Source organism: Thiomonas intermedia (assembly GCF_002028405.1).
Classification (GTDB): domain Bacteria; phylum Pseudomonadota; class Gammaproteobacteria; order Burkholderiales; family Burkholderiaceae_C; genus Thiomonas; species Thiomonas intermedia.
Map to the genome: position 1 here is coordinate 1 of NZ_CP020047.1, position 25,801 is coordinate 25,801.

Below are 25,801 nucleotides of genomic sequence, written 5' to 3' on the forward strand. Positions count from 1 at the left end.
ATGGCGACAAAGAAAGCAGACACCCCGGCCGCGCCGGTCAAGGTGGCCCGCATCTACATGCGGGTCAGCACTGACGCGCAGGACTTGGCCCGGCAAGAGGCCATCGCCACGTCGGCCAGGGCGGCGGGCTACTACGTCGCCGGCATCTACCGCGAAAAGGCGTCGGGCGCTCGCGCGGATCGCGTCGAGCTGCTGCGCATGATTGATGATCTGCAACCCGGTGAAGCCGTGGTTGCGGAGAAAATCGACCGCATCAGCCGCTTGCCCCTGGAAGACGCCGAAAAGTTGGTGGCCTCGATCCGCGCGAAGGGCGCACGTCTGGCGGTGCCCGGCATCATCGACCTGGGCGAACTGGCGGCCGGCACGCAGGGCGTGGCCCGCATCGTCCTCGAGTCGGTGCAAGACATGCTCTTGAAGCTGGCCTTGCAAATGGCGCATGACGACTACGAAGACCGGCGCGAACGCCAGCGCCAGGGCATCGAATTGGCGAAGGCTGCGGGCCGCTACGCCGGCCGCACGCCTGACACGGCCATGCACGAACGCATCGCGGCACTGCGAGCGGGCGGCAACAGCATCGCGGAAACCGCGAAGCTGGCCGGGTGCAGTCAAAGCCAAGTCAAGCGCGTGTGCGCGCTGCTGCGGGCGCACGCTGGCGACAAAGGCGAGCTGGCCAGGACGTGAGGCTGTCACCATCGCAAGACAGCTTCAGCGCGAAAAAAAACCCGGTCGAACCGGGCAAGACATCGGCATTCTGCGGTCACTCGAAGCCGGCCGGGGCATCGAAGAACGAAGGGCCGGGCACGGCCTGGACGTACTCGAAGGCATAGCCGAAATCGTCGTCATGATCTTGCCCGGACGTGTCGCCCGCCTTGAGCCGTGCAAGCACGGTTTCAAGCTGGGCGACGATGGCGGCTTTGTCGCTGTGCCGCGTGCCCTGTAGCTTGATCGTCAGTTGCTGCAAGGGGTAGGCGTGCGCGATCCAGTTTTCATTGCTCATTGGTGGTTCTCCTGTGGTTGGTGGGTCAAAGACCGGGCGGGCAATCTGGCGACGACAGCGAGACAACGGCCTTCACCTCGCCATTGCAAAACGGGCTGTTCTTCATCTTGTAGGCGCGCGTCATCTTGACGGCGGCCGTCTTGTCGTTCTTGATGCGCTGCTCGATGTCGCGCAGCTCGGACAGCTTGGCCGGCGACGGCTCCGGGAACGCCTTTCGCCAGTCGCTGGCGAACTCGCTCACGGCGGCGTCATTCATGGCCTGTAGGCCGGTCAAGATGGCGTCCTGGCTCTCGATGCGCTGCGCTGCATAGCGGGCCTGCTCGGCGCGCTCGTCCGACCCGCCAAGGTCAACCAGCGCGGCAACCGCGACGAAGGCCAGGACAACCAAAATCAGTTTGAACATGGGCGGAACCTCACTTCTTCTTCCAATCGACGTAAGAGGGGCGAATCACGATGTTCGGATTGAACATCAGGCCGCGCGGGGTGACATTGACGCCCAGCGAACCGGACACGGGCAGGCCGCCAATGTTGTGCATGCGGTAGCCGGTGCCGCCGTAGTAGTACGGGCCGCCGTTCGTGGCGCAGCCACTGAGAACGGCCAGCAGCAGGGGCAGGGCGATCATGCGCAGGGTCTTCATGGTGTTGGCTCTCCTGAGCTAAAGCGCGCCTTGGCCGGGCTGCCAGTCCGTCATATCGACGGTGACAACCCGAAAGCCGATGTCGCGCAGCAATTTAAGGGCGGTGCCGGGGTCACTGAAAGCGCGGGCCGTGGTGTCCGAATGGCGCACCAAAACAACCCGGTCGCCGCCCTTCGTATCGGCCACGGCATGAAAGCGTTTGCCGGTCGCCACGACTCGCGCGGCGGCCAAGCCGCCCGCGTGAAACGTCGTGCGAAGCTGTTCAAGGGTCATCGACTGCATGGCGCGGTTCACTCGGTCGGGTTCACGGTTTCAACGATCAAATCCGCCAGCTCGGCGGTGAAGGTCGCGGGCTTGCCGGTGGCGCTCTCGAAGGCTCCCAGCTCCCACGACAGGGGCGCGGCGGTGCTGCCGTTCAAGTTGTCTTCCATGACGCCAAGGCATTCCATGCGGCACGCCTCGGCGTTCACGTCGGGCCGGGCCTGGGCGGCCAGGAACGCGGCGAAACGCTCCGCGCCGGTCGGGGTGAAGTCGTGTATCTGCTGATAGGTTTCCATCGTCTTGCCTCCTGAGTGGGTTAGCGGCGCGACACGGACAATTCCGCGTCGTCCGGTACGTCGTACTTGCTGAACGCGGCGAGCCGCGCCAGTGCTTCGGTTTCCTCGTTGACGGTGCCGACATAGCGGCCGTCCACGTACACATTCCATTCCTTCATTGCATTGCCCTTGCTTTGGTGACTGGTGCATCGAGGCCTGGCGGCGTTTCTGTCGCCAAGTCGAGTAGATCGAGCTGGGGCAGCTTCGCGCGGGCCTTGGCGGCCTTGCGCTCGGCCTTCTGCTGTTCCCACTTGCGCGACGACTCGCGCAGCTCGGCGGCGTACTGCTCGCGGTGCGCGCGGTCGCGTGCATCCTGCCGGGCGCGCAGCGTCGGCAAGAGCAAGCGGCGAAAACAGGGGTTCCAAGTGAACACCGACCACCACGCGCCGTTATGCGGGCGATAGGCCGGGTTCGTCTCGGCGCACTTGCGCCAGAACGCCACCAGTCGCGCCCGCTCGGCCAGAAGGTCGATGCCCTGGCCGCGCCGCAATGCCTGCCGGCGTGCCCGCACGGCCTTTGCTTCGGTGGTGTCTGCGTAGCGCATGGCGGCCCCTTAGTAGCCCTGTTTCGACAGCTCGGCCGTGACGGCCTTGCTCACGATTTCGGCCTGCGCGTCGGTGAAGGTCGAGCGGATCGCATTCAGCGCAGCAGCGGCGGCCATCGCCTTGGCGAAGTCGGCGCGCAGCTCGCGCACGGCCTTGGTTTCGCCCGTCTCGGCCAGACGGCGGTAAATGTTGGCCCACTCGCCCCACGTCGGGGTTATGTCGATGGTGTTCGGGGTCTGGCTCATGGCGGCTTCTCCGGTGTGGTTCGATTTGGTCATGGACAAATTTCGCGGCGCTGCGCTTAGGCGGCTGCGCGCTCGTCGTCTTCCAGCAGGTCAAGCAACCGGCCGAAGTCGCGCATGGTCATCAACGGCACCTTGCAGGGCTTGCCCGTCGCAAAGGCAAGTCGAATCTGTTCGGCAATCTTGTTAATATCCGGCATCGCTTCACTTCCTTAGAACTGGTGGTTGGCGGTCACTCCCCGGATGGTTGCAGCCATGCCGGGGAATCTTGTTTCTGCGTCCTGGGCTTACTCGGCGGCGGTGTCGAGCTGGCCGTCGAAGTCGTTTTCGATCAGACTTTCAAGGTCTTCAATGACCTGTTCAAGCGCGGCAATCGCGGCGTCTGCCTTCTCGCCTTTCTCGCCCTCGCCGAACGATTCCGGCATGTTGTCGCGGTACTCCTGTTCGTCGTCGCGGATCGCCTCCACGTCGGTCTTGATGTTCTCGGCTTCGGACAGCAGGACGGCAATGCGGCCCTTGATGTTCTCGATCTGCTTGCGGCGCTCGTTGTTCATGGCTGTAGCTCCTTACCAAATTGCCCGTTGTGTGATTCCATTATATACCATCCTGGTAGATGAAAACACACAAACGCGGCTTTATTTCTGCCTAAACGTGGTGGCCGGTTAGGCGTACCACGACACACTAAGCGGCCGACCATCCCACTTGCTGAGACTGCCAGGGGCCGTCTTGCCACCAGTGAGGCAGTGCAGGCCGGCCGCGCGGTGCGTGGCCTCCTTGGCGGTCGCCTGGAACTGGCCCGGCTTCGCAATGGCTCGGCCGCTCATGCTGCCCGCTCCGCTCTCGGTGACTTCCTTTTCGATCTGGCGCACGACGGCCGACCGGCCAGACGGCACGCGGACAACCTCGAAAAAATCGACGTTGGTTTGCTCGTAGCCCCAGCACGAATAAACGATGTCGCCCACGGCCAAGCCATGCCCGGTTTCACGGCGGGCGCGCTTCCAGTCTTCCGCCTCGGTTTGCTGCTTCACGAAGTCGGCAAGGTTCGCGTCCCGGCGTTCTTCGCTCGGGAAGGCATAGAACCGGGCCGGCTTGCTCTGGCGGCCCTTGTAGGCCACAAATGCCGGGCCTCGGTCGCTCTGGTAGCAGTAGGCGACGACGGCAGCGGCGGGGAATTCGCGGGTTTCGGCGTTGGCTGGAATGAAACGGGTCATGGTCTAGGCTCCTTTGGCGGTCAAACGATGTAAGAGGGCAGGGCGGCATCGGGGTCGATAGGCCCGGCCATCAGCTCGTTGGTTTCGTTGTCGTACACCTCGACCCAATAGCCCTGACGCCAGAAATTCCGCGCGTGCCCGTTGGCCTTGGTGCGATCAATGGCGACGTGGTAGTCATGCAGATTGCCGCGCTCGGCGGTGTTTTCCGGGTTCGTGACACTGGCCTCGATGCGGTAGCTCTTGAGGTTTTGGGCTTCAACACTTGCTTTGCTAGATGCTTGAGCCGGGGTGTTTTGCTTTTGAATTTGTGATTGGTGCGTCATGTCGGTATCCGCCTTTCGTTGTGTGAACTTGCTTCGCTGAGTGCCTTTCGCCGTGAAGCCCGTAGGTGGGCCGGACAGGACAGCGCGGAAAGGGAGAAACCGGAAGCCGCAGCGCAAGGGAGCGCAGCGAGTGCGAACGGGTGAGGATTTCAGGGCGCAGCCCGGCCCTTGGAGCGATGGCATGGCCGGACTACCGTTTAGGGCAGGCGAAAGGTATTCAGCGAAGCCGCACAACCCGCAGCAAGGCGGCCTGGACGTGACCACGGCCTAATTCAGCGGGAACCGCTGTAACAGGCGGGCAGCGCCCGCCTTGGGGTGTTCAAGGGCGTAAGCCCGGTGGCAGTCTCGGAACGAGTCTGCCGGTGTCCCTGGAACGCGGCGATTCATCGCGGCGTGGCCTGGAAGGGCAAAGCCCGGTGATGGTGACAACAGATCCGCCGGCGCCGGCGGGATCTGTCACCAAGGCGGCGGGCCTGGGTCTTTGGTGACAAAAAGGAGCTGGCCAGGTCGCCGCGGTGTCTCCAAGGCGGCAACGGGTGCGGGAGTCAGGGCATGTGGATTTATGGACAATCCGGCGCGGCCGGATTCCGTGCTAACCGCTGCGCGGTTCCCTGGTGACAGGGCGATGGACAACCGCGCAGCGGTTGCCCACACCCTGCCAACAGGTCGCCCGTTGCCCACAAGCTCCACAAGCCGCAACTACTATTTTTTATAGTTTTCCAAGGCAAGAAACCGAAGACCGGCGCGTCAGGCAGGTGTCAAGGAAATGGTGCCGGCTTTGGTGACAGAACTGGCTTTTTTGTCGTCTTTTGGTCGCCAAAACGCTATAATTTGGCGACAGGAAGGGGCAACCAGGGCGGTAGGGCTGTCGCCAAGGTGCCGCCCAGCGCGCGGAGTCGCGCAACCGAGAGGGATTGAAGCCCGAAGGGGTCGAGACTTGGAACAAGGCTCGATGCGCAGCACGAAAGCCCGTACCCGGCACGGCCGGGGCGAGCATGCTACTTGAGGCTTGCAACATTTTTTCGACCGGATTACTTATGAACGACTACCAAAATACATCGTTTTGGCTTTAAAATAGGATGCTTTCAGACATGACCGCACCCAACGACAGGACACACATGAATCGAACCCCATGTAGTCCCGCCAACAGCATTTTGGAGGGCGATCTAGAACTGGCCGTGCAGCAGCAGACGTTAAAAAAACTGACCATTGCTGAGACACCGGACGGCTTCTATGTCGTAGCTCAATTGAAATGGGCGGGAAACAAAGAGTGGTATCTGACTACTCGCCGCGAACGCGATCAACCCAGGCTTTTCAAGGACTTGAAGCGCCTGAACGATCATCTGAAAACGGCTTACCCAACGGATAGCGTAGAGATTTTGAGAAACCAACAGTTACCGCCAGCAGGCGAACCACCGGCCCCTGTGACCGCTGTACCACAACCGGAAAAGAAGGCCAAGAAGACTACCAAAAAAGGTGATCTATGATTACCAAGATATGCTATTATGGTTCCCGTCAAGATGTGACGAATTGGAGACGGAACCATGTTGGAATTTCTGGCACTCGCGCAAGAGTGCGCCCCGACGGTAGCGCCGCAGACTATGGCGGCCGTCGTCAACGTCGAGTCGAGCTATAACCCCTACGCAATCGGCGTTGTCGGCGGGCGGCTCGCTCGGCAACCCAAGAGCCGCGAAGAAGCCGTAGCGACGGCGCAGCAGCTCGAAAACGATGGTTGGAATTTTTCGCTGGGCGTTGCGCAGGTCAACCGCTACAACCTGCCGAAGTACCAAATCACCTATGAGCAAGCGTTCGACGCTTGCACCAGTCTTCGGGTCGGCTCGAAGATTCTCGAAGACTGCTACGTTCGCGCCTCCAAGCGCACGCCAGAGCCACAAGCCGCGTTGCACGCGGCTTTCTCCTGCTACTACTCGGGAAACTTCACTCGCGGCTTCAAGCCCGACGTGGCCGGCAAACCCAGCTACGTGCAAAAGGTGCTTGCCAGCGCCGGGGTGCAGCCGCAGGCAATCCCTGTAGTCCCGTCGATCCAGACGGGCAGCGGCCCCAAGCCGCAGTTTGACAAGGCGGCCGGCGCAGCGGCCCCGGCTGCTCTCAAAGCTCAACCCGCACAACCGGCCGCATTGCCTTCGGACAATGCGCCGGTTTTGCTGCGTCCGAAAACTGCCGACAGCGGGGCGGCGAAGCTGCAACCGTTGGCGACTGGCGCAGCTCCTGGCCAGCCCGAAGGTGTCGCCAATGAAGCACCGGCCGACAAGCCCGCGCCGGCCAGCTCGGCCATAGTTTTCTAAGGGGGATTTATGAAATTGATGGTCGTTGAAAGCCCGAACAAAATCAAAAAGCTGGAATCCATTCTCGGCAGCGATTGGAAGGTCATGGCAAGCGTGGGCCACATCCGCGACTTGCCGCGCAATGACCTGGGCATCGAGCAACCGGGCTTCACGCTGAACTATGAGTTCATCCCGCCCGCGACGGTGCAGGGCCGCACCTTTCCGGGTGGCGAAGAACGGGTTGCACGCATCCGCAAGGAAGCGCGCAATGCTGAAATGGTGTACCTCGCCAGCGACCCGGATCGTGAAGGCGAAGCCATCGCGTGGCACCTGAAAGAAACGCTCGGCCTGGACGAATCCGAGTACATGCGCGTCACCTTCGACGCCATCACGCCCGACGTGATTAAGGCGGCCTTGAACAAGGCCCGCAAGATCGACTATGACCTTGTGCATGCCCAGGAAGCGCGCCGCGCCCTGGATCGCATGTACGGCTATCTGGTGTCGCCGCTGCTCTCCGACATGCTGGGCATGTCGTTGTCGGCCGGCCGGGTGCAAAGCCCGGCCGTGCGCCTTGTGGTCGATCAGGAACGCCGCATCAAGGCGTTCAAGAAGACAAGCCATTTCGGCGCGGTCGTGGCCTTCGATGGTGAGTCCTGGCAAGCCGAATGGAACACGAAGCCGTTCGTCAGCGAAGACAAGCCCTATGTGCTCGATGAAGCCCTGGCAAACCGTGCGGCGGCTTGCCGCCAGTTCCGGGTAACGGACGCGGACAGCGGCCCGGCGAAGCAGTCGCCGCCGTCGCCGTTCTCCACGTCCTTGCTGCTGCAAGCGGCAAGCGTGAGCCTGAAACTTGACCCGGAAGTGACGGCGAAGCTCGCGCAAAAGCTGTTTGAACAGGGCGTGATTACCTACATCCGCACCGACAGCGTGAATTTCAGCGACGAAGCGAACGCGGAGATTCGCACCTTCGCCCAGGGCAAGGGCTGGGCGCTGCCGGACAAGCCGCGCAAGTTCAAGGCGAAGGGTGACGCGCAAGAGGCGCACGAAGCCATCCGGCCGACGCATATCGACGTGGAAGAAGCCGGGGAAGACGACAAGCAACGCGCCCTTTACCGGCTGATCTGGCAACGGTCGGTTGCCTCGCAACTGGCCGATGCCAGGTACAAGGTGAACACCGTCACGCTGGAAGCCACGGACGGCGCGGAAACCTTCGAGTTCAAGGCCAAGGGCCGCGTACTCGTTGAACAGGGTTGGCGCGTGCTGACCGCCAAGGACGCGGTGAAGGATGAGGAAGCCGGCGACGGCGACGAAGACGACGCCAGCGGCGGCAAGGTGCCCTTGCTCGATGTCGGATCGGCCAAGCAAGCCGATTCCGGCAAGCTGCTGCGCAAGGAGACGAAGCCGCCCGCGCGCTTCACCAAGGCCAGCTTGATTGCCAAGCTCGAAGCCGAAGGCGTAGGGCGGCCGTCCACCTACCCGGCCATCATGCAAAACATCATGGGCAAGGGCTACTTGGGCGAAGTGAAGCGGTTCCTTGAACCCACGGAAACCGGCGTGCTGCTGGTCGATCAGTTGGTGAAGGCCGAATTTGCCTTCATCGAACTGGCCTTCACGCGCGGCCTGGAAGAAGAACTTGACGTGATCGCCGATGGCAATTGCGGCTATGTCGAGGTGGTCGAACCCGCGTTCGTCCAGTTGCAGGCCGATATTGAGGCCGTAGGCAGCAGCGGGGCCATGAAGCCGCGCTTCCCTTGCCCGAAGTGCGAAAGCGGCCTACGGCGCTATTCGCCGGCCGGGAAGACGCCTTTCTGGTGCTGCACGAACGCCGAGTGCAAGACCTTCATGGACGACGTGGACAACAAGCCCGTTGAACGCAAGACCTACGCCTGCACGAAGTGCGGCACCGGCACCATGCGCCGGTTCAAGCGCAAGACGGGCGGCGGCTTCCTGTGGGCCTGCTCCACTGAGGATTGCAAGCACTTCATGGACGACGACAAGGGCAAGCCCGTCGAACCCACGGTGCATACCTGCCCGAAGTGCAAGGCGGCACCCTTGCGGCGCTACCAGAAGAAGGACAAGGAAACCGGCAAGCCGAAGGGCGGCTTCGGCTGGTTCTGCACGGGTGAGGACTGCAAGACGTTCTTGGACGACGAAAAGGGCAAGCCTGTCGCCGTGAAAACGGCACCTTGCCCGCTCTGCTCGAAGCCGATGTATCGGCGCAAAGGGCAGTACGGCTACTGGTGGGGTTGCAGCGGCTTCAAGGAAGGCTGCAAGAACATCATGGATGACGACAAGGGCAAGCCCGTCAAGCGAGCGCCCAAGAAAGCCGTCGCCAAGAAAGCCTAAATTTGCTTGCCAAGATGGTATATTTTGGCGTTGGTTATCGTATAATGTGGGGAACGCAATCAGGGGGAGCTATCGACCATGCAATGACGCGGCTACAACTTTCAAACCGGATAGGCGGGCCGGACAACCCGCCGACACTGACTAACAACTTTTGGAGTTTTCACATGCAAGCAACGATCAACAACAACAGCACCGCCAAGGCGCTTTCCATCATGGCCGTGTTCCTGGGCCTCGCTCTCATGGCCGCCGAACCTGCGTTCGCGCAAGGCGGCTTGGACAAGGTGAATACCTTCGTGGAAAACGTGCTGGTCGTCCTGCGCGGTATCTCGATTGGTGTCGTCACCATCGCCATCATGTGGGCCGGCTACAAGTTCCTGTTCAAGCACGCCGACATGGCCGAGTGCGGCAAGATTTTGGCCGGTGGTCTGCTGATTGGTGGCGCGGCCGAGCTGGCCGGCTACCTGCTGGGTTAAGGGGCGGGTATGTCGGCACCAATGGAAGAATTCGATCCGCGCGACCCGCTGTTTAAGGGTTGCACGCGGCCGGCGATGATGTTCGGCGTGCCATTGGTGCCGCTGGCCGCCGTCTCGGTCGTGGTGATCCTCCTGAGCGTTTGGACGACGGTGTTTTTCGCGGCCACGCTCGTTCCCATCATCTTGACGATGCGACAAATCGCCAAGTCGGACGATCAGCAGTTCAGGCTCTTGGGCCTGAAACTGCTGTTTCGCGGCGTCAACTACAACCACAACGCGAAGTTCTGGAAGGCATCGGCCTACAGCCCCTTCGCGTTCAAGAAACGCAAGTGAGGCGATATGTCTGCACAACCTAAATATCTCAAGCAAGTAAGCAATGAAAGGGCGGTCGCGCCCTTTGTGCCGTACAGCAGCCACGTTTCGCCGAACACCATCGTCACCAAAGACGGTGACTTCATGCGTATCTGGAAACTGAGCGGCATCAGTTTCGAGACGGCCGACGCGGAAGACATGCTTCTGCGCAAGGATCAACTGAACACGTTGTTTCGCTCCATCGGGTCGAACCACGTCGCGCTGTGGTCGCATAGCGTTCGCCGCCAGACTTCGGACAGGCTCAAATCGACGTTTGAGAACAATTTCTGCCGCGACTTCGACAAGAAGTATTTCGACAGCTTTGCCGGCTATCGCATGATGGCAAACGAGCTGTATTTGACGGTCGTTTATCGCCCCATGCCGTCGCGCATGGACAAGGCGATGGCGAAGACGGCCCGCCGCTCGCACGCTGAAATCATGAACGATCAGCGCGCGGCAATCCGCAAGCTGGACGAAGTGGCCTATCAGATCGAATCCAGCATGCGCCGCTATGGGCTGGAAGAACTGACCACCTACGAAGATGAAAACGGCGTGCTTTGCTCGCACGCTTTGACCTTCTTGAACTTCCTCATTTCTGGCGAATGGCAGAAAGTGCGCGTGCCATCGGCACCGCTGAATGAATACCTGGGCACTGCCTGGGTGTTCGTCGGCACCGAGACGATTGAAATTCGCTCGCCGACCAAAACCCGCTATGCGCAGTGTGTGGACTTCAAGGACTACACCGCGCACACGGAGCCGGGGATTCTCAATGGCTTGATGTACGAGGATTACGAGTACGTCGTCACGCAGTCCTATAGCTTCATGGCGAAGCGCCAGGGCAAAGAGTTTCTGGAAAAGCAAATGAAGCAGCTCCAGAACGCCGAAGACGGCAGCGCGACGCAGATTCAGCAGATGAAGACCGCCATCGACCAACTGATTCAGGGCGAGTTCACGATGGGCGAATATCACTATTCGCTCATGATCTTTGGCGACTCGGTGGAAAAGGTGCGCCGCAACACCACGTCGGCCATGACGATCATTCAGGATCGCGGCTTTTTGGCCGCCCTGGTCGCCACGGCCACCGATTCCGCGTTCTATGCCCAACTGCCTTGCAATTGGTCGTACCGGCCACGCATCGCGGGCCTGACCAGCAAGAATTTTGCGGGCCTCTCGTCGTTCCACAACTTCACGGCCGGCAAGCGTGACGGCAACCCTTGGGGCGATGCCGTGACGCTGTTCAAGACGCCTTCGGGCCAGCCGCTGTACTTCAATTTTCACTACTCGAAGGGCGACGAAGACGCCTACGACAAAAAGCTGCTCGGCAATACCCGCATGATCGGCCAGTCCGGCGCGGGTAAAACCGTGATGCTGAACGCGCTGCTGGTCGAGTCGCAGAAGTTCAAGACCAATGCGCCGATGGGCTTCACGACGGTTTTCTTCGACAAGGACGAAGGCGCGAAGCTGTGCATCAAGGCCATCGGCGGCAAATATCTGTCGGTCAAGAATGGCCGGCCGACTGGCTTCCAGCCGATGCAAATGGAGCCGACCGAATCCAACATCCTTTTCCTCGAAAAGCTGATTAAGGTTCTGGTGTCCGGCGAACACAACCGCGTTACCACGACGGATGAACATCGCATCAGCCATGCGGTGCGAACCGTCATGCGGATGCCTCGCCAGCTTCGCCGGCTCTCTACCGTGCTGCAAAATATGACCGAAGGCACGGACAAGGAAGACCGCGAAAACAGCGTGGCAAAGCGCCTGTCGCGGTGGTGCTACGACGACGGCCGGGGCAAGCAAGGCCCGCTCGCGTGGGTGCTGGATTGCCCGAACGATGAAATCGACTTCACCACGCATAACAACTACGGCTTCGACGGCACCGACTTTCTCGATAACGCCGACGTTCGCACGCCCATTTCGATGTACCTGCTCCATCGCATGGACACGATCATCGACGGCCGCCGCTTCATGTACTTCATGGATGAGGCGTGGAAGTGGGTCGATGACGAAGCGTTCTCGGAGTTCGCCGGCAACAAGCAATTGACCATCCGCAAGCAAAACGGCCTGGGCGTGTTTGCGACACAAATGCCCAGCAGCTTGTTGAAGTCGAAAATCGCATCGTCCCTGGTGCAACAGGTGGCGACTGAAATCTACCTTCCTAATCCGAAGGCCGACTTCATCGAATACACCGAAGGGTTCAAATGCTCGGTCGCGGAGTTTGAAATCATCCGCAGCATGGGCGAGGAAAGCCGGATGTTCCTTATCAAGCAAGGCCACACGTCCATGATTGGGCGTCTTGATCTTGGCGGCTTTGATGATGAGCTGGCTATTTTGTCGGGCAGTCTCGATAACAACGAACTGCTGGATGAAGTCATTGCCGAGGTTGGCGACAACCCCGACAACTGGCTTCCAGTGTTCCACGAGCGCCGCAAGGCTCGCGTGGCGTCTTCAAAACTCCAAGTGGTGAGGTAATCAGCATGAAAATGAAAAAGGTTCTTCTCGGCGTCACGCTGTCGGCGCTGATGTCTTCGGCAGCGTTCGCGCAAATTCCCGTCACTGACGGCGCATCCATCGCGCAAAGCATCGCCCAGCAGGTCGAAACGATTGCGAAGTGGAAGATGCAGTATGACCAAATGATGAGCCAGATCGAACAGGCCAAGCAGCAATATGAATCGCTGACTGGCTCGCGCGGCCTGGGCACGATCATGAACAATCCCGCGCTGCGGGATTACCTGCCGAACGACTGGCAGGGTGTCTATGACGCCGTGAAAAACGGCGGCTATGACGGTCTGAGCGGCACGGCCAAGGCCGTGTACGACGCGAACAAGATTTTCGATAGCTGCGAGCGCGTCAGTGCAGGCGATCAGCGCAAGGCGTGCGAAGCGCGGGCCGTGAAGGCATCGCAGGACAAGGGCTTTGCCCTGGACGCCTACGACAAGGCCAAGGGCCGGATCAACCAGATTGACCAGCTCATGGCCAAGATCAACGACACGTCCGACCCGAAGGCCATCGCCGAACTGCAAGGCCGGATCGCGGCCGAACAGGCGAACATCCAGAACGAGCAAACGAAGTTGCAGCTCTATGCGATGGTCGCGCAGGCCGAAGAAAAGGTGCAGGCCCAGCGGCAACGCGAGATTCAGGCCAAGACCTGGGCAGCAAAGAAGCCCATTCAGGTGCAACCGCTGTCGTTCAGCAACTAAGCCAGTTGGCGACAGGAGCCGCGCCACCTGGTGCGGCTTCTGTCACCATAACCCGATGACGATGGGCAGCACGCCCGCTGTCCCCAAATAGGAGATTCACCGAATGAAAAAACTGACCGTTTTGCTGGTTGTAGCGGGCACGCTGTCGATGTTGGCCGGGTGCAAGGAAGACAAGCCGGAAACGCCGGCCGAAGTCGTTCAAACCGTGGACTGGTACAAGGCCCACAAGGCCGAACGCGCCGAAGTCCTGGCGAAGTGCAAAGCGAACCCCGGCGAGCTGGCCGCCACGCCCAATTGCGTGAACGCCAGCCGCGCCGATTCGTCCTCCACATGGAGCGCGAAGGGCGGCGGCATAAGCCCGGTCAAGCCACTGACGGCTGACGACATCAACAAAAAATAGGCGGGGAATCATGGAATTTATGAGTATCCAGCCCGTCGCTCTTGAGCTGTTTTTAGCGATGAAATTCCTATTCGCTACAGGCGTCACGCTCTATATCGCATTGACGGGCTATGCGTTGTCAACGGGCGCTATCGACGCGCCCTTTTGGTCGTTCGTTCTTGCCTCCTTCAAGGCAATCTTCTTCCTGTTCTTGTGCCTTGAAGCGGTCAAGGTCATTACATCCATCGGCTGGGCGACGAAGGTTGTTCGCGCTCTATCTCGCATCCAACCACAACATAAGTCAGGGAGTTGAACTATGGACCCGATGGTTTTTCAATTCATTGGCGAGACGGTCAAGAACGCGACGGATGCCTTCGTGCAACCGGCCGCGTCCAGCCTCATGTTCGCCCTGCAAATGGTCGTGCTGACAGGGGTAACGCTCTACATCACCATGACCGGGTACGCGATTTCGACGGGTGCCGTCGAATCGCCGTTTTGGACGTTCGTAAAGCAGTGCTTGAAGATCATCATCATTGCGTTCTTCGCCTTGACCGCTGACGGCTACATCAGCGGCGTGATGAGTGCCATCAACGGCCTGGAAGGCGGCTTGTCGCAGGCGATGAACTCCAGCGGCGGCACTCCGATGAACATCTATCAAGTGCTGGATCAGTCGATGGGCAAGGGCTTCGAGCTGGTCGGCATCTGCTTCCAGCGCGCCGACGAAGCCGGCTGGAATTTCGGCTCCGTCCTGGGCTGGGCCATCGCCGGTATCGTGGTGGCGGCTGGCACGGTACTGGTCGCCATGCTCGGCGGCGCGGTCGTCATCGTGGCGAAGTTCTCGCTTGCGGTGATGTTTGCCCTTGGGCCTCTGTTCATCGTGGCTTTGATGTTCCCGGCCACGGCCCGGTTCTTCGATAGCTGGTTCTCCCAGGTCATGAACTACGTGCTGACCATCGTCATCATGGCAATCGTGATGACCTTCGCCATGAAGGCATACGACGCATTCATTGCCGGTGCTGACTTCTCCGGCGATGGTGACAGCAACCCGATGTTTGCAGCCTTGCAAATCGGCGCGCTGACGGGCGTTCTCTGCTGGATCATCCTGCAAGCGGGCGGCATGGCTTCCGGGCTGGCCGGTGGCGTCTCGATGGCCGCTATGGGCATCCGTCACTTGATGTCGCCGATTTCTGGCGGTCTGAACGCCGCGAAGACGGCGGGCAACATCGCCAACCCGATGACCACGCGGCGCGACATGCAATCGGGGATGATGGTCACGGCTCGCCGGGCAAACCATCTGGTCGCCGGGAACACGATGTGGAACCCAGCCTATCGGCAGCACGTCATGCAGAACATGGGCAAGAACTGGGGCAAAGCCACTGGCGGTTCTGTCAAGCAATAAGAGCGAAAAGGCCGTCCTGTTTTACCAAAAACAGGGCGGCTTTTTTTCGCCCGCCGATAACCAAGATAGGGCACTTTGGCCGCAAAGATAGTATAATCTGGCCTGCACCTGTCAACATCAATGAAGGACTCCGCTCATGAAGCAAGCATTTGTCGTCTTGTTGGTCGTCGCCCTCGCAGGCTGCGCGACTAACAAAGCGGTCTTGCCTTCTCTCGAAGGCAAGCCCCGCGTCAAGATCAACCAGCAAGCGCCCGTTCCTGCGGCTCCTGCACCAGTCACCAACGAAACCAAAGGGGAGTAACAAGCATGTTCGGAAAGAAACCTGGGGTGGAAACGCCCACTGACGAAAAACCTGTCTTCGAGCAGGCGATCAATTGGGAGTCCTCGCGGGTGCTCTCCGTTGAAAAATCCGAACGCCGGGCGTGGCGCGTTGCCTTCGCTTCGGTCGGTATTGCTGTCCTGGCGATTGCCGCCATCGCCATGATGATGCCGCTCAAAGAGTCGGTGCCTTACGTCATCCGCGTGGACAACACGACGGGCGTTCCTGACATCGTGACGGCCATCACCGACAAGGCGGTGACGGGCGATGAGGTCATGGATAAATACTGGCTCGCCCAATACGTGCGCGCCCGCGAAACCTACGACTGGTACACGCTGCAACGCGACTACAACACGGTCGGCCTGCTGTCCTCGGCGAACGTGGGCCAGGGCTATGCCCAGCTCTTTGAAGGCAAAGACGCCCTGGACAAGACCTATGGCAAGACGGTTCGCGCGACGGTTGAAATCCTGAGTGTGGTTCCGACCGGCAAGAACACCGGAACCGTTCGCTTCATCAAGACGACGAAGCGCGTCGATCAGGAAGGCGCACCGGGCACGGTGACGAAGTGGGTCGCCACGGTGGCCTATGAGTACCGCAGCACGGCGCTTATCAAGGAAAGCGCCCGACTGGTGAACCCCTTCGGCTTTCAAGTGCTGACCTACCGCGTTGACCCTGAAATGGTGGGGAGCGTCCAATGAAACGACTCGCCTTGATTCTTGCGCTCTCGGCGGCCTTCGGTGCCGCCCACGCGGCCGACGTGCCGCAAGGCTCGAAGTTCGACAACCGCATCCAGTACGTGAACTACAACCCCGGCGACGTGGTTGTAGTGCGTGCGGTGGCCGGCCTTGGTGCCCGCGTCGTATTCGCTCCTGGCGAAACAATTCTGGATGTCGCCTCGGGCTTTACCCAAGGCTGGGAATTCTCGGATCGCCGGAACATCCTCTACATCAAGCCGAAGTCGGTCGTCGTCGGCCAGGGCGTGCCAGCGATGGCACCGGAAGCGGGGAAGTGGGACACCAACTTGATGGTGACGACGAACCTTCGCATGTACGACATCGACCTGCACTTGCTGCCCAGCAACAACAGCGGCAAAGCGCCTGCGAACCGTGTCGCCTACCGCGTTGAATACCGCTATCCGGCCGACGAACTGGCGGCGGCAAAGGCGCTGGCTGAAAAGAATCGCGCACAAGCGAAGCTCGATGCCAAGCCCGAACCTCGGAACTGGAATTACTCGATGCAGATCGGGGACGCCTCCGAGAACATCGCGCCGACGATGGCCTACGACGACGGCCGTTTCACCTACTTGAAGTTCCCGAACAACCGGGACTTCCCTTCGGCGTTCTTGGTGGCTGCTGACAAGACGGAAAGCCTTGTGAACAGCCATATCGACCCGGCCGTGCCGGACACGTTGGTTCTGCAACGTGTGTCGAAGGAAATGGTTCTGCGCCTCGGTAACGCGGTCGTGGGTATCTACAACGACAGCTTCGACCCTGACGGCGTGCCAGCCAATCAGGGCACGACGGTTCCGGGCGTGAAGCGCGTCATCAAAGCCGGGGAGATCAACTAATGAGCAATCAAAACAATCCTGAACAGGCCGTTGATTCGCTGCCGGGCGAAGAACGCGGCATGCCCAGCGTCAACGAAACCGGGCCATCGACCGCGAAGCGCGGCTTGATCGTCATCGTCATTCTGTTGATCCTGTGCGCGGCCGGTGGCGTCGGCTACTGGAAGTACAAGAAGAACGCGGCCAAGGCCAGCGAGTCGGCGGCGCAAAAGAATTTGCAGCTCTCCAGCGCCGTACCAGCTCGCACGTTCCAAGAGCCGCCCGCGCCGAAAGAGGCACCGCCTCTGCCGGGCGCTGCGCCCGTTGTGCCGGCCCCATCGGGTGCGGCCCCTATCGGGGTAGCCCCGGCCCTTCCTGGCGCGTCTGGCGGCCCCGTAGCGTCCAATGGCAAGCCTGTTCCGCCCCTGGACAAGTCGGGTTCCTCTCTCATGGCCGTTGCAAGCAAGACGAACGCGGGCGGCAGTGAAGGCGGGCAACCGGGCGCGGGTGCAGGTGCCGGCAGCGGCGGCGACCTGGGCGCTTCGGGCGGCATGGCTGAAATGCTGACTTCGACGCGGACTGGCACGCGCAAGGCCGGCATGCTCGGCAACCGCAACTTCATCTTGGCGAAGGGCAGCTTCATCGACTGCGCCTTGCAAACGCGCCTGGATTCCACGGTGCCCGGCATGACTGCGTGCGTCATCACGCGCAACATCTACAGCGACAACGGCAAGGTGCTGTTGATCGAACGCGGTTCGACCGTGACGGGCGAATACAAGGCCAACATGCGCCAAGGCATGGCCCGCATCTTCGTGCTGTGGAGCCGCATCAAGACGCCGAACGGTGTCGTCATTCCCCTGGACTCGCCCGGCACCGACCAGCTCGGCGGCGGCGGTGTTCCCGGCTACATCGACAACCACTTTTGGCAACGCTTCGGCGGTGCGCTCATGCTGAGTTTGGTTGATGACGTGGCACGCGGTCTTACCTCCAACACCGGCAGCGGCGGCAACAGTCAGTTCAATTTCAACAGCACTGGCGATGCCACCCAAAACATGGCGGCGGAAGCGTTGAAGAACACCATCAACATTCCGCCAACCCTCTACAAAAACCAAGGCGAGCAAGTCGGTATCTACGTTGCCCGCGACTTGGACTTTTCGAGTGTTTACGATGTCGCAGCGCAATAACAGCAACGAATACATCGCTTCCGTTGACCGGGCCGCCTCGGTCAATTACCACCTTGAATTTGCCAAGGAATGGATGGAAGACCCGACCATCACGGAAATCTGCGTGAACCGGCCGTTTGAGGTTTTCTGCGAGCGGCAAAACGTATGGGAACGGCACGAAGTGCCGGGCCTGACGCAAGATCACTTGCTGTCGCTGGCTACGGCCACGGCCAAGTTTTCGAGCAACGACGTTTCGGAAAACCGGCCGATTCTCTCGGCCATCATGCCGGGCGGTGAGCGCGTGCAAATCGTGCTGCCGCCTGCTTGCGAGCATGGAACGGTATCGGTCACGATTCGTAAGCCGTCATTCAATGTTCGCACCCTGGACGACTACGACAAGCAAGGCTTTTTCAAGCACATCAAGCCGCTGACTGGCGACTTGACGGAGCAAGAAACGGAACTGGTGCGACTCAAGGAAGACGGGAACTACATCGACTTCCTGCGCCGGGCCGTCCAGCTCGAAAAGGTCATCGTGGTGGCCGGCGAAACCGGCTCGGGCAAGACCACCTTCATGAAAGCCTTGATGCAGGAAATTCCTGCTGACCAGCGCATCATCACGATTGAGGACGTGCCCGAACTGTTCTTGCCCAGCCATCCGAATCACGTCCACCTGTTCTATCCCAGCGAAGCGAAGGAAGAAGATAACGCGCCGGTCACGGCCGCCGCGCTTCTGAAAAGCTGCCTGCGGATGAAACCCACGCGCATCTTGCTTGCCGAGCTGCGCAGCGGCGAGACATTCGACTTCATCAACGTGGCCGCCTCGGGCCACGGTGGCAGCATCACAAGCTGCCATGCCGGATCGTGCGACCTGACGTTTGAACGGCTGGCCTTGATGGTCTTGCAGAACCGCCAGGGCCGCACACTGCCTTACCCGGTGATTCGCCGGCTGCTGTATCTGGTGGTGGATGTCGTGGTGCATGTCCACAACGATCTAACAGGCGGTGCAGGCCGGCACATTACCGAACTCTGGTATGACCCGATGATGAAGCGCGCACCGGCTCCGAAGGACTAAGGGGCATGCGGGCGAAGGCCATCAGCCAGGATCAGCGCGCCTTGTGCGCGCTGTTTGCGTTGGTGACAACGGATCTTCCTCGATCGCGTGATTCTGTCGCCATCGGGAACCCTCCGCGCTTCGCTTGGGCAACCGCTTCGGTTGCATCCCGCGTCGGTTCTTGCCCGACTGTCTGCGGGGGCAGGCGCTGCGGGCGTTGCCCTTGTCCTACCCCCTTGCCGATAGGCTCTATGGCCTCCATCAGCATCAAGGGTGAAGGCTTCGCCCGCCATCCTCACCCGTTCGGTGCTCGCCCTGCGGGCTGCGCTCCGCGTGCGGCCTCCGGTGTCGCCCTTGACGCCGATTCCAGCCAGGACACGGCCACGGCCCCGACGTGGACGGGAACGAAAAACCCGGCGCGCTGGCCGGGTCGGTTTGGTGACGGCCGCGAGCTGGCCAGGTCGTCGCATCGTCACCAATCAACTGACCGGCAATCCTCGCCATTGGCGACAACTCTCTGCAACCTGGTGGCGTGGCCCGTCACCAATGCGCGATAAGGACTCAACTTATGGAAATGCCAAAGTGGCTTAAATGGGTGTTGGGCGTGGTGGTGTTCATCGCCGCCACGGTCGGCGCTGTCTGGCTGGCCGGCTTCTTCTTCTTCGCTTTCAGCAAGACGAACCCGTTCGGCAAAACCGACTTCTCGACGTGGTGGACGTACTGGCAGTTTTACCAAGCTGACCCGGTGATTGCGAAGCGCCTCAAGGTGTCGGGCATCGTGGCCGCCGTGGTGGCCTACGGTGCCCCCATCGTGGCACTGATTGCCGCTATGCGCGAAGTGCGTTCGCTGCATGGTGAAGCCCGCTTCGCCAATGCCGGCGAGATTGAAAAGGCTGGGCTGTTCGGCAATACCGGCATCATCATCGGCAAGCTGAAAAACCGCTTCTTGATGTTCGCGGGCATGCAGTTCGTCTTGCTGGCCGCGCCGACTCGCTCGGGCAAGGGCGTCGGAATCGTGGTGCCGAACCTGCTCAACTACAGCGAATCGGCCGTCGTCCTCGATGTGAAGCTGGAAAACTTTCTCATCACGTCGAAGTTCCGGGCCAAGCACGGCCAGGAAGTGTTTTTGTTCAATCCGTTTTCCAAGGATGGGCAAACGCATCGCTACAACCCGCTGGGCTACATCAGCGACGATCCACGCCAGCGCGTGACGGAAATCTTGGCAATCGGCTATGCCCTGTATCCGGGCGGCGGCAAAGACACGTTCTTTGACGATGCGGCTCGAAACCTGTTCCTGGGCCTGTGCCTCTACCTTTGCGAAACGCCGGCATTGCCGCGCACCATCGGCGAGCTGCTGCGCCAGTCCTCGGGCAAGGGCCAGCCCATCAAAAAGTATCTGCAAGACCTGATTACCGCCCGGAATTTCAGGGAAGAAACCACCATTGACGACGACGGCGAAGAAGTCGTGACGCTGGTTCCGATTGAGCAATGGGACGGCGAAGGCTTGCCGCCGCTGTCGATGGAATGCGTTGACGCACTGAACCGCTTCACGTCCACGTCGGACAACACCTTGTCGAGCATCCTGGCATCGTTCAACGTGCCGTTGACCATTTGGGTTAGCCCGCTGGTCGATGCCGCTACGGCCGCGAACGACTTCGACGTTCGGGACGTGCGCAAGAAGCGCATGACGATCTACATCGGCATTCCGGCAAACAAGCTGGCCGAAGCCGAGTTGCTGATTAACCTGTTCTTCTCGCAGTTGATTAACCTCAACACCGACGATCTGCTGCACTCGAAACCTGAGCTGAAATATTCCTGCCTGCTGCTCATGGATGAGTTTGCCGCGCCCGGCCGAATCGGCATCATCGACAAGGCAAACGCCTACATGGCCGGCTACGGTCTGCGGCTGCTGACCATCATCCAGTCGCCCGGCCAGATCGAGGCCGAACCACGCAAGGGCTATGGTCGTGAAAGCGCGCGCACGCTGATAACGAACCACGCTTGCCAGATCATCTACACGCCACGCGAGCAAAAGGACGCGAACGAGTATTCGGAAATGCTCGGCACCTACACGTTCAAGGCCAAGGGTCTAAGTCGCCAGCTCGGCGGCAAGGCGGCCGGTGGTCGAAGCGAATCCGAGTCGGATCAAAAGCGGGCGTTGCTCATGCCGCAAGAACTCAAGGAAATGAGTCAGCGGCAACAGATCATCAACCTTGAAAACACCAAGCCCATCAAGTGCGAAAAGATCGCCTACTTTCAGGATCACGTCTTTATCGACCGCCTCAAGTCGGTTGCGCCGTCGCTGGCAAAGCTCGGCAAGAAACTGCCGACGAAAAAGCAGCTTGAAGACTCTTGGGGTTCCGGTGAATGCGCCGTCGATGTGCCATACCTGAACCTTGATCTGCATGAAGCGGTCGTGCAGGCCCGCACGCGCGAACTGAAGCCGGCCGACGTGGCGAAGGGCATCGACCTTCGCACGCTGGCCCTGGACTTCTCCAAGGTGCCATTGCCCGAAGGTGCAGGCATCGAGCCGGAACAGGTGGAAGCGTTCGTTGACGGCTTCTTTGACGCCCTGGACGCGACAAACAGCTACGACGACAGCGAAGCGCCGGAAGTGGATGAAGACGGGGCCAGCGAACGCCCAAGCGATGACGAACTTGCGGCGCTGGATGCGCAGGCGGCCGACGACGACGGGCAGGAAGTCGCGGTGAATAGCATTGAGCCGGCCGACGACGAACCGGCCGACGAATTGGTGACAAGTGCATCGAGGCCTGGCGGCGCTTCTGTCGCCAAGCCTGAAACGCACGCGGAACCTGAACCCGAACCGGATCACGGCCTTGGTCATGACCAAGCCGACATTGAGCCGGACGGGCCTACGGACGAAGACCTTGCCGCAATGATGGAAGACTTCACGCCACCCGATGACGGGATGATGGATGAAGCCGACATGCTGGCCGCACTGGATGAAATGGAAGCGGTGCCGGAGTATGTCGAGGAAGCCGAAAATGACGCGCCAATACTCGATTTGAGCGTGCTTGACAAGCCCCTTCCTTCAATCAAAAATGCGGAATAGGCATTGAATTTGGTCGTCGCTTTTTAAGCGGCGACTAATGCGGGCGCAGCCCAAGAGTGACTTTATCGAGAGTCACATTTTTTTATCGTTAGGAGCCAATCATGAATGAACGCACTGCCGGTTCTCCGGCTGTTCAACGTACTGCCAGCAACACCAAAGTTGTCGGCGGCTACTTGCACAAGATTGAAGAAGTGCCGAAGGAAGTTCGGGACTACGCAATCAACAAGCTGAACCCGGTTGATGCTGCCGGGGAACGCATCAAAGACGCCCAGGGCAACAACATCACCGCCCGCATTTCCACCGCAAAGGAAAACGGCAGCTACTACGGCCCCGTCATCCTGAACAATGAAAAATTCCTTGTTCAAGCGGTCGGCAAAGAACGGCTCTCGGCCGTGGTTCATCACAAAGACGACGTGGCTCTGCAAGGCGCTTCGCTTGCCCTGCTGGATGCCAAGAAGACGATGAACGGCACCAATGTTCAAGTCCACTACACCGGGGATAAGGCGAAGGCTTATCACTGGTCGGACAAGAGCAAGCAAGCGGCCGATCCTGGCAAGGACGCGCCAGAGAAAGCACCCCAGCAAGCGCCTGTGAAGGAAGCCATGAAGGCCGAAGACTTCATGAAGCAGGCCGCCGACTACGCCAAGGAAAACATCAAGAACACGAACCAGCGTGAGGCGTTCTTGAAGCACCTGGGCAACGTCACCGAACAGGCTTTCAACAAGCAGCCGGAAGCCACCAAATCCACGCCCGCGCCTGTGCAGGCTAAACAAGCCGATACCGGCATCGAACGATAAGGAGCGGGATCATGGCAGACACTTTTGATGTGGTTGTAGGCGCAAACAAAACGCGGTACGCGAGCGCCAAAGAAGCCGGCGCGGCCTTTTTCGAGGCCGACATTACGCAACGCCCTGGCGTTATTCATGGCATGCCGGCTGGCCCCGGTACTGGCCCTGGTGGTAGCGGCCGTTTCATGGCCGAAACCGCCGTGCATGGCGAGTACGAAGACGGCAGCAAGCGCTACGTGAAGGGCTTGCCCTACTCCGACAAGGAAGCCGACAAGGACTTTCGCGCGGGCTATGTCGAAGCCCTGGACAAGTCGGTCAATGAACGCCTCAAGGCGGCCGATTGGGACGCCGCGAAGCCGGCGCACCAGTCGGCAGCACCGAAGCTCGATCCCCGCCTTTATGACGATCTGGAACAGCTCTCGAAGAACGATTTCGAGAAAGCCGCCAAGGCTTGGGAAGAACACGCGCCGAAGGGCACTACCGGCCCTACCTTCGTTGATCGTGAATGGAAGCGTCAGAACGATGAAGCGAAGCAGATTGCGGCCGTGCTGGATGCGTCTGAACGCGGCCCGGCTTATGGCGTCATGACCTTGAACGACAAAACGGTTACGTCGATCCGCTTCGAGCGCAGCGAAAAGGACGGCGAACAGGCGTTCAACGTCTCGTTCCATATGGGCAACAAGACCGTGGGCAAGCTCAAGGACATTGACGCCGACACGCTGGCCGACTCGGTGGGCGACAAGAACGCCAAGGCCATCATGGAGCATGGCGAAGCCAAGGGATCGTTGAAGGGCGAAGCCCTGATGAACGAATACGGCATGACGCCGGAAGAAAGCGCCCGGCGCGCGGCCATGAAGGAAGCCCGCAAGGCCGTCGAGTTGATCCAGCTCGAACAGCTCGAACCTGACGCGGCCGACGAAAAAAACATGGTGGAGCCGGTCAAGGAAAAAGAACTTGAAGTGATCGACGGCAAGGAAGCCGTCGCCCGCGCGAACCTGCTTCGCCAACGGGAACGCGAGCAACTGGCCCGCGAACAAGAAGCCCTCGGCATCAAGGCCGAAGGCAAGCGCATCGACGTTGAAAACCTGTCCGAAAAGGCGCTGGAACAGGACGACGCGAACGACATCGCCGAACGGACTGGTGGCACCACTGACCGGGATTCGCAGCAGTTCACGGAACGCGAGAAAAACCGGCAAGTGGAATTGATGGAACAGGTTCATAGCCAATTCCGCGTTGCCGGGGCGAAGTTCTACTTCAAGGATCAGCCGGGCAAGCTCGCCATGAAGGACAAGGGCGAACGCATGGTGTCGGCCTCCAACGATGACCGAGTGGCAAAGGCTATGGCGACGATGGCCGAAGCCAAGGGCTGGAAAACCATCAAGGTTTCCGGCCATCCCGACTTTCAGCGGGAAGTCTGGATGGAAGCCAGCTTGCGCGGCATCGAGGCGCGCGGCTACAAGCCCACGGAACAGGATTTGAAGCTGCTCGAAGACAAGCGCGAACGTGCCATGCACAACACCGTTGAGCGTGACCAGACGGCCCGCGAGCGCAAGCCGGAACAGCAGCGCCAAGACGCCGGCCGCAAGACAGATTCAGCGCGCCAGGAACGCCCCGTAGCGGCCGACAAGGCCGAAGGCAAGGGGTTGGCAGGGCAGGCGGTCGAAACGGCCGCCAAGGTGGCATTGCGGGCCTACGCTGGCCGGGTTCTTGAACACGGCGCGGCGAACTTCAACCATGACCCGAAGGAAAAGCCGAACTACTTCGTGAAGCTGGCAACCGACCAGGGCGAAAAAACGGTTTGGGGCGTCGATCTGAAACGCGCCATGTCCGAAGGCAAGGTGAAGGCCGGCGACGATGTGAAGCTGGAATATCGCGGCAATACGCCTGTCACCGTGGAAGCTCTGAAACGGGACAAGGCCGGCAACGTCATCGGCAAAGAGGAAATCACGACGAACCGCAATCAGTGGGACGTGCAAAAGTCGGACAAGGCAAAGGTCGCCGAAGCCGTCGCCTCGGCTTTCATCGACTCCAAGGTGAAAGACCCTGCGCAACGTGAAGCCTTGAAAGCCGCTGTCGGCGCTCGCATGGCCGAACGTGAAAAGGCCAACAAGGTGCCAGCCGTGCCCGTGTACGACAAGGCAGCACCTGCCAAGTCGCAGCAGCCGGAACGCACCGGGCCAGTGGTCGAACGCAACGCGGAGCGCACCCGATGAGCGGCCCGACGACGGCACCAGTGGACGGCCGCAGGGAATTGAAGCCCGAAGGCCACGAACTGCTTTTGATCGCCAACGAATCGCGCTTGCTCGATAAGGTGGTGGACGGCGCTTGGCAGTCGAATTACATCGGCTCGCGCGGCGGCCTTCCCAAAGGCTTGTATGACTTGACCGGCGCGGAACGGCCGGGCAAGACAGGGGCCACAAAGTCCTTTGAAGGCAACGTGCTGCACGTTGATAAAAAGCATGTGTATCAGCTCCAATCCAACGACAAAGGCAAGTCGAACATGGTTCGGCATGATCTTGCGTTGTACAAGGCACCGCCCGCCATCGGCACGATGACGAAGGTTGACTATGTGCGCGGCGCTGGGCAGGTCGTCGGCCGGGAGCAAACGCTAGAACGCTGACGCTGAATCTGTCTTGAAAATCGAAAAGCGCCTTGTCACACAAGGCGTTTTTCTTTTGTGCGGTCTGCGTCGTGGTGACACCGCGGCAACCTGGCCAGCTCGCTTTTGTCGCCATTCCTGGCGGCCTTCTCGATGGTGACAGATCCCGCCGGCGCCGGCGGATCTGTTGTCACCAATCCGCACCGCCCGCCCTGCCCGCCTTCCTTGGTGACAAAACCCGCGCCCTGGTCGGCCCGGGTTGTCGCCAATGCTCTGTTCAAGT

General features: G+C 60.3%; 31 protein-coding genes. 20 read left to right on the forward strand and 11 right to left on the reverse strand.

The window, feature by feature from the left end; translation table 11 throughout:
• Positions 1 to 681: a recombinase family protein gene (locus BVH73_RS15350; protein ID WP_154048551.1), complete on the forward strand. Its 681-nt coding sequence runs from the start codon at positions 1 to 3 to the stop codon at positions 679 to 681.
• A 76-nt stretch (positions 682 to 757) separates the two neighbouring features.
• Here the strand turns inward: BVH73_RS15350 and BVH73_RS15355 are convergent, their stop codons facing one another.
• From BVH73_RS15355 to BVH73_RS15400, 11 genes are all read right to left on the reverse strand, one after another.
• Positions 758 to 997 (reverse strand): hypothetical protein, encoded by a 240-nt coding sequence (locus tag BVH73_RS15355; RefSeq protein ID WP_079420740.1) that lies wholly within the window; start codon positions 995 to 997, stop codon positions 758 to 760.
• Positions 998 to 1,022: 25 nt separating this feature from the next.
• Complete coding sequence (locus BVH73_RS15360; RefSeq protein WP_079420742.1) at positions 1,023 to 1,400, reverse strand: hypothetical protein; 378 nt, start codon at positions 1,398 to 1,400, stop codon at positions 1,023 to 1,025.
• 10 nt (positions 1,401 to 1,410) lie between these two features.
• Positions 1,411 to 1,635 carry a hypothetical protein gene (locus BVH73_RS15365; protein ID WP_010991818.1) on the reverse strand — a complete coding sequence of 75 codons (225 nt, stop codon included), beginning with the start codon at positions 1,633 to 1,635 and terminating at the stop codon, positions 1,411 to 1,413.
• An 18-nt stretch (positions 1,636 to 1,653) separates the two neighbouring features.
• Complete coding sequence (locus BVH73_RS15370; protein ID WP_154048552.1) at positions 1,654 to 1,917, reverse strand: hypothetical protein; 264 nt, start codon at positions 1,915 to 1,917, stop codon at positions 1,654 to 1,656.
• A gap of 8 nt (positions 1,918 to 1,925) precedes the next feature.
• Positions 1,926 to 2,192: a hypothetical protein gene (locus tag BVH73_RS15375; RefSeq protein WP_079420746.1), complete on the reverse strand. Its 267-nt coding sequence runs from the start codon at positions 2,190 to 2,192 to the stop codon at positions 1,926 to 1,928.
• Positions 2,193 to 2,346: 154 nt separating this feature from the next.
• Positions 2,347 to 2,775 carry a hypothetical protein gene (locus BVH73_RS15380; RefSeq protein ID WP_079420748.1) on the reverse strand — a complete coding sequence of 143 codons (429 nt, stop codon included), beginning with the start codon at positions 2,773 to 2,775 and terminating at the stop codon, positions 2,347 to 2,349.
• 9 nt (positions 2,776 to 2,784) lie between these two features.
• On the reverse strand, positions 2,785 to 3,054 hold the full coding sequence (locus tag BVH73_RS15385; protein WP_245800523.1) for a hypothetical protein: 270 nt from the start codon (positions 3,052 to 3,054) through the stop codon (positions 2,785 to 2,787).
• Positions 3,055 to 3,077: 23 nt separating this feature from the next.
• The gene (locus BVH73_RS15880) at positions 3,078 to 3,218 is read right to left on the reverse strand and encodes a hypothetical protein (RefSeq protein ID WP_012274961.1); all 141 of its coding nucleotides are present in this window, start codon (positions 3,216 to 3,218) and stop codon (positions 3,078 to 3,080) included.
• 87 nt (positions 3,219 to 3,305) lie between these two features.
• The gene (locus BVH73_RS15390; RefSeq protein WP_079420752.1) at positions 3,306 to 3,572 is read right to left on the reverse strand and encodes a hypothetical protein; all 267 of its coding nucleotides are present in this window, start codon (positions 3,570 to 3,572) and stop codon (positions 3,306 to 3,308) included.
• 108 nt (positions 3,573 to 3,680) lie between these two features.
• Positions 3,681 to 4,229, reverse strand: a complete 549-nt coding sequence (locus BVH73_RS15395) for a hypothetical protein (RefSeq protein ID WP_079420755.1) — start codon at positions 4,227 to 4,229, stop codon at positions 3,681 to 3,683.
• Positions 4,230 to 4,249: 20 nt separating this feature from the next.
• Entirely contained in the window at positions 4,250 to 4,552 is a 303-nt protein-coding gene (locus BVH73_RS15400) for a hypothetical protein (protein WP_079420757.1), read from the reverse strand.
• A 1,091-nt stretch (positions 4,553 to 5,643) separates the two neighbouring features.
• Here BVH73_RS15400 and BVH73_RS15405 point away from each other — a divergent pair.
• From BVH73_RS15405 to BVH73_RS15490, 19 genes are all read left to right on the forward strand, one after another.
• On the forward strand, positions 5,644 to 6,039 hold the full coding sequence (locus BVH73_RS15405) for a hypothetical protein (RefSeq protein WP_179947983.1): 396 nt from the start codon (positions 5,644 to 5,646) through the stop codon (positions 6,037 to 6,039).
• Positions 6,040 to 6,096: 57 nt separating this feature from the next.
• Positions 6,097 to 6,858 carry a lytic transglycosylase domain-containing protein gene (locus BVH73_RS15410; protein ID WP_079420761.1) on the forward strand — a complete coding sequence of 254 codons (762 nt, stop codon included), beginning with the start codon at positions 6,097 to 6,099 and terminating at the stop codon, positions 6,856 to 6,858.
• Between the two features lie 9 nt (positions 6,859 to 6,867).
• The gene (gene topA / locus BVH73_RS15415; RefSeq protein ID WP_079420763.1) at positions 6,868 to 9,183 is read left to right on the forward strand and encodes a type I DNA topoisomerase; all 2,316 of its coding nucleotides are present in this window, start codon (positions 6,868 to 6,870) and stop codon (positions 9,181 to 9,183) included.
• Positions 9,184 to 9,347: 164 nt separating this feature from the next.
• A complete protein-coding gene (locus BVH73_RS15420; RefSeq protein WP_079420765.1) occupies positions 9,348 to 9,656 on the forward strand; it encodes a TrbC/VirB2 family protein in 309 nt (102 codons plus the stop codon).
• A 21-nt stretch (positions 9,657 to 9,677) separates the two neighbouring features.
• Positions 9,678 to 9,989 carry a VirB3 family type IV secretion system protein gene (locus BVH73_RS15425; protein ID WP_238824245.1) on the forward strand — a complete coding sequence of 104 codons (312 nt, stop codon included), beginning with the start codon at positions 9,678 to 9,680 and terminating at the stop codon, positions 9,987 to 9,989.
• 6 nt (positions 9,990 to 9,995) lie between these two features.
• Positions 9,996 to 12,476, forward strand: a complete 2,481-nt coding sequence (locus BVH73_RS15430) for a VirB4 family type IV secretion/conjugal transfer ATPase (RefSeq protein WP_079420767.1) — start codon at positions 9,996 to 9,998, stop codon at positions 12,474 to 12,476.
• An 11-nt stretch (positions 12,477 to 12,487) separates the two neighbouring features.
• Entirely contained in the window at positions 12,488 to 13,204 is a 717-nt protein-coding gene (gene virB5 / locus BVH73_RS15435; protein ID WP_079420769.1) for a P-type DNA transfer protein VirB5, read from the forward strand.
• Between the two features lie 103 nt (positions 13,205 to 13,307).
• On the forward strand, positions 13,308 to 13,604 hold the full coding sequence (locus tag BVH73_RS15440) for an EexN family lipoprotein (protein WP_154048554.1): 297 nt from the start codon (positions 13,308 to 13,310) through the stop codon (positions 13,602 to 13,604).
• Positions 13,605 to 13,614: 10 nt separating this feature from the next.
• On the forward strand, positions 13,615 to 13,896 hold the full coding sequence (locus BVH73_RS15445; protein ID WP_079420773.1) for a type IV secretion system protein: 282 nt from the start codon (positions 13,615 to 13,617) through the stop codon (positions 13,894 to 13,896).
• Positions 13,897 to 13,899: 3 nt separating this feature from the next.
• A complete protein-coding gene (locus BVH73_RS15450) occupies positions 13,900 to 14,982 on the forward strand; it encodes a TrbL/VirB6 family protein (protein WP_079420775.1) in 1,083 nt (360 codons plus the stop codon).
• Positions 14,983 to 15,118: 136 nt separating this feature from the next.
• On the forward strand, positions 15,119 to 15,283 hold the full coding sequence (locus tag BVH73_RS15885; RefSeq protein ID WP_154048555.1) for a conjugal transfer protein TraI: 165 nt from the start codon (positions 15,119 to 15,121) through the stop codon (positions 15,281 to 15,283).
• Positions 15,284 to 15,288: 5 nt separating this feature from the next.
• Positions 15,289 to 15,999, forward strand: a complete 711-nt coding sequence (locus BVH73_RS15455) for a VirB8 family type IV secretion system protein (RefSeq protein ID WP_079420777.1) — start codon at positions 15,289 to 15,291, stop codon at positions 15,997 to 15,999.
• Entirely contained in the window at positions 15,996 to 16,868 is an 873-nt protein-coding gene (gene virB9 / locus BVH73_RS15460) for a P-type conjugative transfer protein VirB9 (RefSeq protein ID WP_079420779.1), read from the forward strand. The genes BVH73_RS15455 and virB9 overlap by 4 nt, the downstream gene beginning before the upstream one ends.
• Entirely contained in the window at positions 16,868 to 18,028 is a 1,161-nt protein-coding gene (gene virB10 / locus BVH73_RS15465; protein WP_079420781.1) for a type IV secretion system protein VirB10, read from the forward strand. The genes virB9 and virB10 overlap by 1 nt, the downstream gene beginning before the upstream one ends.
• Positions 18,012 to 19,079, forward strand: coding sequence for a P-type DNA transfer ATPase VirB11 (virB11, locus tag BVH73_RS15470; protein ID WP_079420783.1), 1,068 nt, complete (start codon positions 18,012 to 18,014; stop codon positions 19,077 to 19,079). The genes virB10 and virB11 overlap by 17 nt, the downstream gene beginning before the upstream one ends.
• Positions 19,080 to 19,626: 547 nt before the next feature.
• Positions 19,627 to 22,131, forward strand: coding sequence for a type IV secretory system conjugative DNA transfer family protein (locus BVH73_RS15475; protein ID WP_154048556.1), 2,505 nt, complete (start codon positions 19,627 to 19,629; stop codon positions 22,129 to 22,131).
• Positions 22,132 to 22,232: 101 nt separating this feature from the next.
• The gene (locus tag BVH73_RS15480) at positions 22,233 to 22,928 is read left to right on the forward strand and encodes a KfrB domain-containing protein (protein WP_079420785.1); all 696 of its coding nucleotides are present in this window, start codon (positions 22,233 to 22,235) and stop codon (positions 22,926 to 22,928) included.
• Between the two features lie 11 nt (positions 22,929 to 22,939).
• Positions 22,940 to 25,132 carry an LPD7 domain-containing protein gene (locus BVH73_RS15485; protein WP_079420787.1) on the forward strand — a complete coding sequence of 731 codons (2,193 nt, stop codon included), beginning with the start codon at positions 22,940 to 22,942 and terminating at the stop codon, positions 25,130 to 25,132.
• On the forward strand, positions 25,129 to 25,539 hold the full coding sequence (locus tag BVH73_RS15490; RefSeq protein WP_154048557.1) for a KfrB domain-containing protein: 411 nt from the start codon (positions 25,129 to 25,131) through the stop codon (positions 25,537 to 25,539). Before BVH73_RS15485 ends, BVH73_RS15490 begins: the two co-directional genes overlap by 4 nt.
• Positions 25,540 to 25,801 lie beyond the last annotated feature (262 nt).